This window comes from Duganella sp. GW821-FHT01E12 (assembly GCF_059422325.1).
This window is the reverse complement of sequence record NZ_JBWKWR010000001.1, coordinates 441,816-454,026: the sequence shown is the minus strand read 5'-3', so window position 1 is coordinate 454,026 and position 12,211 is coordinate 441,816. Positions and strand designations below refer to the sequence as shown.

The following is a 12,211-nucleotide window of genomic DNA, read 5'->3' as shown; positions in this document are numbered from 1 at the left end:
GTTAAAGCGAAGGGATCAAGGTCAGATTATAGAGTCTTTTTGCTGCTGCGACTTTTTTAAGCAAAAAAATATCGTTGGATTGTTCCACGTGAAACATTGAAAAAGGGCCCTTATCGTTCCCGATAAGAGCCCTCTTTTTGTTCCACGTGAAACAGTGTCACCAACGCAACCATGCATCGTGGCCAGTTTTCAGGATCAATATCGTCACCACGACCAGGAACAATTTGCGCACGAAGCCGCTGCCGTGCTTCATCGCCATACGCGAGCCGATGATGGAGCCGGCGATCTGGGCCACCGCCATGGTTGCGCCCAGTTGCCAGATCAGGTGGCCGCTGTAGCCGAACCAGATCAGCGCGGCGAAATTGCACGCCACGTTGACGACCTTGGCCACGGCCGAGGCGCCGAGGAAGTCGAAGCCGAAGATGCGCACGAACAGAAACACCAGGAAGCTGCCGGTGCCGGGGCCGAAGAAGCCGTCGTAGAAGCCGATGCCGGCGCCGATCAGCAGCGCCAGCGTCTGCTCCCTGGCGCCCGAGTGCACGGGCGCGTGGACGCTGCCGAAGTCCTTCTTGGCGAAGGTGTAGATGGCGACCGCCACCAGCACGACCGGCAGCAGCAGACGCATGAAATCGGCCGAGACCTTGGTCACGGTGTAGGCGCCGAGGAAGGCAAAGACCAGCGCAGCCAGGGCGGCCGGCGTGGCCACCGACCAGGCGATCGCGACCCGCCGCGCGTAGCTGACCGCCGCGACGCTGGTGCCAAAGATGCTGGCCAGCTTGTTGGTGCCGATCAGCGTGGCGGGCGCCATGTTGGGAAACACCGAGAACATGGCCGGAAGTTGTATCAGTCCCCCGCCCCCCACCACCGCGTCCACCAGACCCGCACCGAACGCCGCCACACCCAACACCAGATAATCGACCATCGCCTTGCCATCCTCAACCATGCAAAGGCTACATTGTACGGAAGAAATTCGATGCGGCTCATGCGCATCCTGCATGGCCCGGGGCAGGCACAAATCAGGTAAGCTTCACGTGAAATCCACCAACCTGGAACCGCCATGACCGACTTCCCAGCGTTCGCCTTCAGCACCGTCGCCCATATCGTTTCCAAGCTCGGCGCCGCCGGCCGACTCGGCGAACATATCGTCCAGCGCTTTCCGGCGGCCAGGCGCGCCCTGCTCGTCACCGATCCCGGCTTCCTCGGAACCGGTCTAGTCGAAGCACCGGCCGCCAGCCTGCGGGCCGCCGGCCTGGCGGTGGCGACCTACTCCAACGTGGTGGCGGACCCGCCGGAAGCGGTGGTGCTGGATGCCGTGGCGGCCGCCCGCAAGCACCGGGCCGACATCGTCATCGGCCTCGGCGGCGGCAGCTCGATGGACGTCGCCAAGCTGATCGCCGTGCTGGCCGGCAGCGACCAGCCGCTCAGCGCCATCTACGGCATCGGCAATGTGCTGGGCGCGCGGTTGCCCTTGGTGCAGATTCCAACCACCGCCGGCACAGGATCGGAGGTGACCAACATTGCCATCGTCACCACCGGAGCTACCACAAAAATGGGCGTCGTCGCGCCGCAACTCTATGCCGATCTTGCATTGCTGGACGCCGAGCTGACACTCGGTCTGCCGCCCATGGTCACCGCCGCGACCGGCATCGACGCGATGGTGCACGCCATCGAGGCCTACACCAGCCGCCACAAAAAGAACCCGCTGTCCGACATCTTTGCGCGCAAGGCGCTGGGCCTGCTGTCCGCCAACCTGATCCGCGCCTGCGAAAACGGCGGCGACCTGGCCGCGCGCCAGGCCATGCTGCTGGGCGCGATGCTGGCCGGGCAGGCGTTCTCCAACGCACCGGTGGCGGCGGTGCATGCGCTGGCGTATCCGATAGGCGGGATATTCCACGTGCCGCATGGCTTGTCGAATTCGCTGGTGCTGCCGCATGTGCTGCGCTTCAACGCACCGGAGGCGGCCGCGCTGTATGCGGAACTGGCGGAGATCGTCGTGCCTCAGGCCAGCGGCAGCGTTGAGGCGAGGGCGGAGGCGTTGGTTGTTGCGATGCAACAAATAGCCATCATCACGGGGATAGAGCGGACGTTGCAGCAGGTGGGCATCAGGGAAACGGATCTGGACCGGCTGGCGGACGACGCCATGCTCCAGACCCGCTTGTTGGGGAATAACCCCCGCACCGTCACGCGCGACGATGCGAGGGCGATCTACGCGGCGGCCTTGTAGCCCTTAGTTGGGCACATCGACCGTGGTGCCGCTGACCGCGATCGCGTTGGCGCCAGGCGCGGCCGCGATGGGCGGCACGTTGACCACGGTGATCGGCGTGGTGTTGTCGGCGCGCGGAACGGTACGCACCAGCTGCGACGGCGGCAGCGGTGTCGCGGAACTGCGCAGATTGGCCAGCATCGCATCGAGCGCACGGAACAGGTAGACGTGCAGCGGCACGATGTTGGCCGGCAGCGCGTTGGTGAAGGAATCGAAGTGGTTGGCGTTGGTCACCTCGATGTAGCGCAGCTTGCTGGACGTGCCCTCCGCCGACGCGTTCAAGCCCACGTAGGCGCGTGAGGCGAAGTTCACCGGGATCAGCGTATCGCTGCGTCCCTGCACGATGATGGCCGGCTTGCCGTGCAGATTGCCAGTCGCCGCCACCTCGGCCATGCCCGCCTTCACGCGCGCGCTCTGCGCCGACAACGTCCCGCTCAGGGCGCCACCGGTCACCGGGTCGACGCCCGTCGCCAGCGAACGCAAACACAAGAAGCCGTCCAGCGACTGGTCCGCCAGGCTGCTGCTCGGCGACACGCCGAAGTTGTAGGCCTTGGCGCCGCCCACCGAATTTTCGTACACCACGCTGCCGACGATGCCGTTTTGCGTGGCGAAACTGCTGGCCTTTTGCGCGGCCGTAAAGGCCAGCGGCGAACCGGTCGCGTCGGTTGGCGCGAACGAGAATCCGCACACCTTGTCCGTCACCGAGAATTTGCCGTAGGCGTTGGCATACGTCACCGCCACCAGGATGTTGGTGCCAGCGTGCGCCGCCTGCAAGATGTCGGAATCGGCCAGCCAGCCGTAGGCCTTCAGCCGGGCCTTGGCGTCCGCCTGCTGCGACGGCAGGTCGATGCCGGTCAGCAGGCCTTTGGCGGCCAGCGCCGTGCAACGGCCGGGCGCGGCGGCGGTGGAGGCGATGCAGGGCTGGTACAGCGCCGCAAACGTCGAGTAGTCGAACAGCGCCTTGCCCTGCCCTGTCACGTTGACGCCGCCCTGGCGCACCGTGTAGCCGGTGGCGGTCTTGGGCTGCACCTGCGGCTCGGTGGCCGCCACGCCGCCGATCAGGCCCTTGGTGTCCTGTTCCGCAGCCAGCAGGGCCGAGCCGGCGCCGTTGGAGATGCTGGAGGCGATGGTCACCGTGTTCTTCGGCGTCAGGCGCACGATGTGGCTCTTGTTATCCTTGGCCAGCACGCCGTACTTTTCGTTGAGCACGTAGAAGGCGAATTCCAGCGATTGCAGGGTGAACTTGCCCCAGTCCTTTTCCGGATTCTGCTGCGAGTGCGCGTGCTTGAAGGCGACGCGCCCAGGCGATGATGCGGCGAACACGGCGCGGTCGGCATCGCTCAGCGCCGGCGCGAACATGGCGTTCTTGCCGGCCGCGGCGCGGGTGGAACGCACGCCGTTCTGCAGGTTCACGCTGTCGTCGTCGAAGGTGTAGAGGCCGGTGCCGCTGCCCTTGTCGGCATACGCCACGGCGCAGTTGTTCTTCAGGCCCCACTCGCCGGCGCTGCCGATGGCGCCGTACACGCCGCGCGATCCGCTCGACGTGCCGGTGACGATGCAGGGGTTGTTGATGTCGAAGCCGCTCGGGATCTGCACCATCAAGGTCACGTTCTGGTTGCCCGTGCCGTCGTCGGAATAGGCGATGTACTCGGTGCCGGCAATCATGCCCTGCCCCGAACCGATCGTGCCCCTGGCATCCACATTGGGGCCGTACAGCGTGCCGTAGCCGCTGTTGACGTTGATGTCGAGCACGGCACGGTAGTTGGCATAGATGGCGTTGCGCCGCAGCTCGGTGGCCGTGGGATTGGACGGATCGGCATACGCCGGCGCGGTGGCGGCGGCCAGGCCGGTCGCGCCCAGGCCGGCGGTCAGCAGGTCGTCGGTGGTGCCGTCGTAGGTCTTGCTGCTGATGGTGCCCAGATACGCCGGCAGCACGTTCAAATCCTCGGCCGCGTCGTGCTCGTTGGCGCCGCAGGCGGTCAGCGCAATGCCGGCCAGCGCCAGCGTGATTTTCTTGATGTGCATGTCATCCTCTATGTCGATAAAAAGTTACGGACGGACTACTCCCATTCCGGCCGGCGGCCAGACGAAATGTACTACCGGTGAAATAAAAACGCCGGACAGAACGTCCGGCGCGTGTGCTGCATCAAGCTGCTTTTTTGCCGCCGCCGACGGCGTACTTGGCGACGATCTCGCCGACTATGCCGCGCCGGAACAACAGCACGCAAACGATGAAGATAAAGCCGATCACCATGTTGACCGCTTCGCCGATGGTGTTGAACCATTCGATGCCGGTGTGCGAGACCATGAAGATGCCGAAATCGCCCAGTTTGTTCTCCAGCGCGATGATGAGGATGGCGCCCAGCATCGGCCCGGCCAGCGTGCCCATGCCGCCCACCAGGGTCATCAGGATCACCAGGCCGGACATGCTCCAGTGGACGTCGGTCAGCGTTTCGAAACCCTGCACCAGCATGTTGGACGCGCCCGCCAGGCCGGCCAGCGCGGCCGACAGCACGAAGGCCAGCAGCTTGTACTTGTCCACATCGTAGCCCAGCGAAATCGCGCGCGGCTCGTTCTCCTTGATCGCCTTCAGCACCTGGCCGAACGGCGAATGCACGGTGCGCACGATCAGCATGAAGGCCAGCACCGCGATGCCCAGCACGAAGAAGTACAGCGCGGTGTCGTTCGTCAGGTCGATCAGGCCCAGCAGTTTTCCACGTGGAACACCCTGCAGGCCGTCCTCGCCGCCGGTGAACTCGCCGGCGCGCAGCGCGCCGAAGTACACCATCTGCGCCAGCGCCAGCGTGATCATCGAGAAATAGATGCCCTGGCGGCGAATCGCCAGCGCACCCATCACCAGGCCGATGAAGGCGCCTGCGGCGACGCCGGCCAGCAGGCCCAGCTCGACCGGCCAGCCCCACACCTTCATCGCGTTGCCGGCCACGTAGCCGGCGGCGCCGAAGAAGGCCGCATGGCCGAACGACAGCAGGCCGGTGAAGCCGATCAGCAGGTTGAAGGCGCTGGCGAACAGCGCAAAGCACAGCAGCTTGGCCAGGAACACCGGATAGCCGACAAACGGCGCCGCCAGCGCGATCGCGAAGGCGACGAGATAACCTAGGTTTTTATTCATCTGCGGCCTCTTATTTTTCTTTGCCGAACAAGCCGGCTGGACGGATCAGCAACACGACGACCATCACCAGGAACACCACCGTCGACGAGAACTCGGGGTAGAACACCTTGGTCAGGCCCTCGATCACGCCCAGGCCGAGGCCGGTCAGGATGGAGCCCATGATCGACCCCATGCCACCGATCACTACAACGGCGAATACGACGATAATCAGGTTCTGACCCATCAGGGGCTGCACCTGGATCACCGGGGCCGCCAGCACCCCTGCAAAGCCCGCCAAAGCGACGCCGAAGCCGTAGGTGAGCGTGACCATCAGCGGCACGTTGATACCGAACGCTTCGACCAGCTTGGGATTCTCGGTGCCGGCGCGCAGGTAGGCGCCCAGTTTGGTCTTCTCGATGACGAACCAGGTCGACAGGCACACGGCCAGCGACGCCACCACCACCCAGGCGCGATAATTCGGCAGCACCATGAAGCCGAGGTCGGTCGCCCCGGCCAGCGTCTCCGGCACCTGGAAGGGCTGGCCGGACACGCCGTAGAACGAGCGGAACACGCCCTCCACCAGCAGCGTGATGCCAAAGGTCAGCAGCAGGCCGTAAAGGTGGTCCAGCTTGTAGAGCCAGCGCAGCATGGTTTTTTCGATGACGATGCCGAACACGCCGACGATCAGCGGCGCCAGCACCAGCATCACCCAGTAGTTCAGGCCGAGGTAGGCCATGCCCATCCAGGCGACAAACGCGCCCATCATATACAGCGCGCCGTGCGAGAAATTAATCACGTTCAGCAGGCCGAAGATCACCGCCAGGCCGAGCGACAGCATGGCATAGAAGGAGCCGTTGACCAGGCCAAGCATCAGCTGGCTCATAATCATGGGCAAGGGGTAGCCGAATATTTCCATGAGATCACAATATAAAGATCGCCGTCCCGGACGGTGCGGCGTGACACCAGAAAAAGGCCGGGCAAGGGCGCCCGGCCTGTGTGCAACTCAGCTTATTTCCACAGGGAGCATTTGGTTTCCGCCTTGGTGGCGTAAGCCTGGTCGCCCGGAATGGTGGCCACGACCTTGTAGTAGTCCCATGGATATTTCGATTCCGACGGCTTCTTCACTTCCATCAGGTACATATCGTGGACCATGCGGCCGTCCGGACGGATCACGCCGTTCTTGGCGAACATGTCGTTGATCTTGTTGGCCTTCAGGTAGGCCATGACCTTGTCGGTATCGTCGCTGCCCACGGCCTTGACCGCCTTCAGGTAGTTGGCCGCCGCCGAGTAGTCGGCCGCCTGCAGCATCGACGGTTCCTTCTTCATTTTGGCGAAGTAGCGCTGCGACCAGGCGCGGGTGTCGGCATTCGCATCCCAGTACCAGCCATCGGTCAGGTACATGCCCTGGGTCAGGTTCAGGCCCAGCGAGTGCACGTCGTTGATGAAGATCAGCAAGCCCGCCAGCTTCATCTTCTTGGTGATGCCGAACTCGTTGGCGGCCTTGATCGAGTTGATCGCGTCGCCGCCGGCGTTGGCCAGGCCCAGGATCTGCGCGCCCGACGATTGCGCCTGCAGCAGGAAGGACGAGAAGTCCGACGCCGACAGCGGATGCTTGACCGCGCCCAGCACCTTGCCGCCGTTGGCTTTCACCACGTCGGCCGTGTCTTTTTCCAGCGACTGGCCGAAGGCGTAGTCGGCGGTCATGAAGTACCAGCTCTTGCCGCCCTGCTTGACGATGGCGCCGCCGGTGCCGCGCGCCAGCGCGATGGTGTCGTAGGCGTAGTGGATCGTGTACGGCGTGCATTCCTCGTTGGTCAGGCGGGCCGAACCGGCGCCGATCGAGATGAACACTTTTTTCTTCTCGGCCGCGACCTTGGCCATGGCCAGGTTGGCGCCCGAATTGGTGCCGCCGATCAGCATGTCGACGCCCTGCTGGTCGAACCACTCGCGCGCCTTGGAGGCGGCGATGTCGGCCTTGTTCTGGTGGTCGGCGGAGATGAACTCGACCTTTTTACCGGCGATGACCACGCCGGCGTCGGCAATCGCCATCTTGATTGCTTCGGCACCGCCGGCGCCGTCGATGTCCGTGTACAGGCCGGACATGTCGGTGATCATGCCGATCTTGATGGTGTCGCCGGAAACCTGGGCTTGGGCAGCAAAGGACAGGCCGAGTGCGCACACGGCGGTGGCTGCGATGGTGATGGCTTTGAGTTTCATTTTGTCTCCGTTGGTTCAAGAAGTAGTGCTGGTCTATTTTTTGTACACTTACTCAGACACCCAGAAGCTCGGTCAGGACCGGCATCTTGGCGCTCAATTCCGATGCAACAAAGGTCTCGACGATCTGACCGTGTTCCATCACATAAAACCGATCCGCCAGCGGCGCGGCAAACCGGAAATTCTGTTCCACCATGACGATGGTGTAGCCCTTGGCCTTGAGCGTGGTGATCATCCGCGCCAGGCCCTGCACGATGACCGGCGCCAGGCCTTCGGAGATTTCATCGAGCAGCAGCAGGCGCGCGCCGGTGCGCAGGATGCGCGCCACCGCCAGCATCTGCTGCTCGCCGCCGGACAGCCGCGTGCCCTGGCTGTGCTTGCGCTCTTCCAGGTTGGGGAACATCGCGTAGATTTCCTCGACCGACATGCCCTTCTCGCCGGTCGCCAGTTGCGGCGGCAGCATCAGGTTTTCCTCGGTCGACAGCGACGAGAAAATGCCGCGCTCTTCCGGGCAATAGCCGATGCCGAGGTGGGCGATCTTATGCGTCGGAAAACCGATCGCTTCCACGCCGTTGACCTTGATCGACCCCTTGCGCGCGCCGGTCAGGCCCATGATCGCGCGCAGCGTGGTGGTGCGGCCGGCGCCGTTGCGGCCCAGCAGCGTCACCACTTCGCCCGGCTGCACTTTCAGGTTCACGTCGTGCAGGATGTGCGATTCGCCATACCAGGTTTGCAGGTTGGAGATTTCCAGAGCGGCGGCCATCAGTGGGCTCCTTCCAGCACTGCGGCTTCGGTGCCCATATAGGCTTCCATCACTTGCGGATTACTTGAAACTTCGGCGTACGTGCCTTCCGCCAGCATCGCGCCGCGCTGCAAAACGGAAATCTTGTCGCAGATGCCGGACACTACTTTCATATTGTGTTCGACCATCAGAATGGTGCGGCCGGACGACACTTTTTTGATCAGCTCCGTCACGCGGTGCACGTCTTCGTGGCCCATGCCCTGGGTCGGTTCGTCCAGCAGCATCAGCTCCGGTTCCATCGCCAGCGTGGTGGCGATTTCCAAAGCGCGCTTGCGGCCATAAGGCATATCGACGGTGATGGTGTCGGCGAACTCGGTCAGGTCGACCTCGGCAAGCAGCTGCATGGCGCGGTCGTTCAGCTTGTTCAGCGACCGTTCGCTCTGCCAAAAATTGAAGCTGGTGCCGAGCTGGCGCTGCAGTCCGATGCGGACATTCTGCAGCACCGTCAGGTGCGGAAAGACTGCGGAAATCTGGAAGGAACGGATCACGCCCATGCGGGCGATCTGCGCCGGCTTGGCGGCGGTGATGTCCTTGCCGTTGAAAAGAATCTGGCCGGAGGTGGGCACCAGAAACTTGGTGAGCAAATTGAAGCATGTGGTTTTACCGGCGCCATTGGGGCCGATCAGCGCGTGGATGTGGCCGCGCTGCACTTTCAAATTCACATCATTGACCGCGGTAAAACCTTTGAATTCCTTGGTCAAGTGCTTTGTTTCCAAGATAACGCCGGACATCCTGTCTCCTTGTTATTCTTTTCAAACTACTAAATTTTTTTAAATCATACACAGTAACAAATTGGCTAACAATACAGTATAACTACGGTCCGCTTTTGATTTAGACCTAGCGAACACAGGGTTTCATTTCCACTCTGAACGAATCAGTTCTGAAGCTTTCTCCGCGATCATAATCGTCGGCGAATTGGTATTTCCCGACGTGATAAACGGCATGACGGAAGCGTCGACCACGCGCAATCCTTGTACGCCAATTACACGCAAGGCGCTGTCCACGACGGCGGTTCGATCAGCGATGCGGCCCATTTTGCAAGTGCCGACCGGATGGAAAATCGTGGTGCCGATCAAGCCCGCGGCGGCCGCCAGTTCTTCCTCGGTGCGGTAATGGATGCCCGGCTTGTACTCTTCCGGCGCATAGCGTTTCAATGCCGGCGCGGCGACGATCCGGCGCGTCAAAGTCAACGCGTCGGCGGCGACTTTGCGGTCTTCGGGCGTGCTCAAATACATCGGTGAAATCTTGGGCGGCGCGTACGAATCGGCGCTGGCGATGCGCACATGGCCGCGCGAAGTCGGCCGCAGATTGCAAACGCTGGCGGTGAACGCGGGGAAGGCGTGCAACGGTTCGCCGAACTTTTCCAGCGACAGCGGCTGCACGTGATACTGCAGATTCGGCGTGGCCTGCGCGGAATCGGAGCGCGCAAAAGCGCCCAGCTGCGATGGCGCCATCGACATCGGCCCGCTCTGGAACATCGCATATTCGAGGCCGATTTTCATCTTGCCGTACCAGCTGGACGCCATCGTGTTCAGCGTACGGGCGCCGCCGCCGAGCTTGTAAATCATGCGCAGCTGCAGATGGTCCTGCAGGTTTTCGCCGACACCGGGCAAGTCGGCCAGCGGCTCGATGCCGTGCTGGCGCATGCTGCCGGCGGCGCCGATACCTGAGCATTGCAGAATCTGCGGAGAACCAACGGCGCCAGCCGCCAGCAGGGTTTCTTTGCCGGCGGCCGCGCTGAACCGCGTGCCGCCGCCGGTGAAAATCACGCCTTTGCACACCGGCCCGCGATCTCCCATTTCGATCTGCAAACGTTCCACGTGGCAGCCGGTCATGATGGTCAGGTTGGGCCGCATCGACACCGGTTTCAAAAATGCCTTCGACGTGTTCCAGCGGATGCCGCGTTTTTGATTGACGTCGAAATAGCCGCAACCGGCATTGTCGCCGCGGTTGAAGTCGTCCACTTTCTGAATGCCGGCCTGCTCTGCCGCGTCGCGGAACGCGTCGAGTATCTGCCACGACAGGCGCTGCTTTTCCACGCGCCATGGCCCGCCGGCGCCATGCAGTTCGGATGCGCCGCCGTGATAATCCTCGCTCTTTTTGAACAGCGGCAGCACAGACGACCAGCGCCAGCTGTCGTCGCCGGTCAACTCGGCCCAGCGGTCATAGTCTCCAGCCTGGCCGCGCATGTAGATCATGCCGTTGATGGAGGAACTGCCGCCCAGCACTTTGCCGCGCGGGTAAAGCAAGCTGCGCCCGCCCAGGCCGGGATCGGCCTCGGTGCGGTACATCCAGTCGGTACGCGGATTATCTATGCAATGCAGATAACCAACAGGAATATGGATCCACACATAATCGTCTTTACCACCTGCCTCGATCAGCAGGACATTCGCGTTTCTGTTCGCGCTCAAGCGGTTTGCCAATACGCAGCCTGCCGAGCCTGCTCCAATAATGATGTAATCGTAAATGCCTGCTGATTCCAAAAACTTCTCCTCCAAGAGTGGTGTTCCGGTCAGGCGGCGGCTATCTCCGCCAACAAGGTTTTTACCAGCTGCGCAGCGGGCATCGGCCGCGCACGGCCGACGCCGGTTCCGCACCACAGCGACATCAGTTCCGTCTCGCCGCGCTTGCCCGCTTCCGCCCGGATGGCGCCGGTCAACGCATTTTGTATCGGATAAGCCGGGATTTGTTTTTCCACCGGAGCCATTTCAAGCATGAAGCGGTTCTCCAATCCGCGCGCATAACGGCCGGAAAAGGTGCGCGTCAGGCGGGTCGGATGATCGCCGGCCGTCAGCAAGCGCTGCTTGTAAATCGGATTGATGGACGACTCGTCGCACACCAGGAATGCCGTGCCCATCTGCACCGCCTGGGCGCCGCCGTCCAGCGCGCGCTTGATATCGGCGCCGTCCATGATGCCGCCGGCGGCGATCACCGGAATATTCACCGCCTCGACGATGGTCGGCAGCAGTTCGAAGGTGGTCAGCCTGGCGTCTTCCTGGGCCCCGATGAAGGTGCCGCGATGGCCGCCGGACTCGGTGCCGGAAGCGATCACCGCATCGGCGCCCCTGCTCTGCCAGGCCAGCGCTTCGTCGGCATGGGTGATCGTGCCGATGACGAAAATACCGGCGTCGTGCAAACGCCGGATCTGCTCTGCGCTGAGGATGCCGAAGGTGAAACTGGCCACGGCGGGCCGCAATTCGATCAGCGTTTCAAACTGGGCGGCGAAGTCTTCGCACCATTTGGCGGGCACCGGCACCTCCGTCCAGCCCAGCGACGAAGCGATCGGCTTCAGCCATTCCATGGCGCGGGCCACTTCTTCCGGGGCCGGCTTGGGTGTCTCCAGAACAAAGAAATTCAGGCAAAACGGCTTGTCGGTCAGGGCGCGGATTTGTTCGGTCTGGCTGCGGATGACGTCCGGCGAAAGCAGGGAGCAGGCCAGCGAACCCAGCGCTCCTGCATTGGAGACCGCAGCCACCTGCGCGGGCGTATTATTGCCGCCGGCTGTCGGTCCCTGGATGATGGGATGGGGAAAAATTGATGCCAAATTCATCGGATTTCTCGCAAAAAATGGCGTTTACGACATGTGGATAAGTCTATGGATATCCACAGGCACGAAATGTGAGTAAACAAAAATTTTTTGGGGACGCTTTTTCTTATCCCAAAACAGTTCTTTGCTCATACACGGCTTTCCCGCCCGCTTATGCAGTCCGTAAACGCCTGATTTTAATCCAAAATGGACACTTATCCACAGAAAAGTGTCTGCGTTAACAACTACTACTATTTTTATATATACATCTTTAGAGTAAACCATAAACCCAAAAAC

The 12,211-nt window shown here is 62.2% G+C and carries 10 protein-coding genes; 1 reads left to right on the top strand and 9 read right to left on the bottom strand.

The window, feature by feature from the left end; translation table 11 throughout:
• Nucleotides 1-157: 157 nt before the first annotated feature.
• Complete coding sequence (locus AC07WS_RS01795; RefSeq protein ID WP_494728032.1) at nucleotides 158-922, bottom strand: sulfite exporter TauE/SafE family protein; 765 nt, start codon at nucleotides 920-922, stop codon at nucleotides 158-160.
• A 135-nt stretch (nucleotides 923-1,057) separates the two neighbouring features.
• Between AC07WS_RS01795 and AC07WS_RS01790 the strand changes: the two genes are divergently transcribed.
• Nucleotides 1,058-2,224 carry an iron-containing alcohol dehydrogenase gene (locus AC07WS_RS01790; protein WP_494727440.1) on the top strand — a complete coding sequence of 389 codons (1,167 nt, stop codon included), beginning with the start codon at nucleotides 1,058-1,060 and terminating at the stop codon, nucleotides 2,222-2,224.
• A 3-nt stretch (nucleotides 2,225-2,227) separates the two neighbouring features.
• On the opposite strand, the gene AC07WS_RS01785 is transcribed toward AC07WS_RS01790, so the two are convergent.
• The 8 genes from AC07WS_RS01785 to AC07WS_RS01750 all read right to left on the bottom strand — a co-directional run bounded on the left by AC07WS_RS01785 (nucleotide 2,228) and on the right by AC07WS_RS01750 (nucleotide 11,938).
• On the bottom strand, nucleotides 2,228-4,288 hold the full coding sequence (locus tag AC07WS_RS01785) for a 3-hydroxybutyrate oligomer hydrolase family protein (RefSeq protein ID WP_494727439.1): 2,061 nt from the start codon (nucleotides 4,286-4,288) through the stop codon (nucleotides 2,228-2,230).
• Nucleotides 4,289-4,409: 121 nt separating this feature from the next.
• Complete coding sequence (locus AC07WS_RS01780; protein ID WP_494727438.1) at nucleotides 4,410-5,393, bottom strand: branched-chain amino acid ABC transporter permease; 984 nt, start codon at nucleotides 5,391-5,393, stop codon at nucleotides 4,410-4,412.
• A gap of 10 nt (nucleotides 5,394-5,403) precedes the next feature.
• Nucleotides 5,404-6,288 (bottom strand): branched-chain amino acid ABC transporter permease, encoded by an 885-nt coding sequence (locus AC07WS_RS01775; protein WP_494727437.1) that lies wholly within the window; start codon nucleotides 6,286-6,288, stop codon nucleotides 5,404-5,406.
• A 92-nt stretch (nucleotides 6,289-6,380) separates the two neighbouring features.
• The gene (locus AC07WS_RS01770) at nucleotides 6,381-7,589 is read right to left on the bottom strand and encodes an ABC transporter substrate-binding protein (protein ID WP_494727436.1); all 1,209 of its coding nucleotides are present in this window, start codon (nucleotides 7,587-7,589) and stop codon (nucleotides 6,381-6,383) included.
• A 52-nt stretch (nucleotides 7,590-7,641) separates the two neighbouring features.
• A complete protein-coding gene (locus tag AC07WS_RS01765; RefSeq protein ID WP_494727435.1) occupies nucleotides 7,642-8,349 on the bottom strand; it encodes an ABC transporter ATP-binding protein in 708 nt (235 codons plus the stop codon).
• Entirely contained in the window at nucleotides 8,349-9,119 is a 771-nt protein-coding gene (locus tag AC07WS_RS01760; protein ID WP_494727434.1) for an ABC transporter ATP-binding protein, read from the bottom strand. Before AC07WS_RS01760 ends, AC07WS_RS01765 begins: the two co-directional genes overlap by 1 nt.
• Nucleotides 9,120-9,242: 123 nt before the next feature.
• Nucleotides 9,243-10,871 (bottom strand): GMC family oxidoreductase, encoded by a 1,629-nt coding sequence (locus tag AC07WS_RS01755; protein ID WP_494727433.1) that lies wholly within the window; start codon nucleotides 10,869-10,871, stop codon nucleotides 9,243-9,245.
• Between the two features lie 29 nt (nucleotides 10,872-10,900).
• A complete protein-coding gene (locus tag AC07WS_RS01750) occupies nucleotides 10,901-11,938 on the bottom strand; it encodes an NAD(P)H-dependent flavin oxidoreductase (RefSeq protein ID WP_494727432.1) in 1,038 nt (345 codons plus the stop codon).
• Nucleotides 11,939-12,211: the final 273 nt, after the last annotated feature.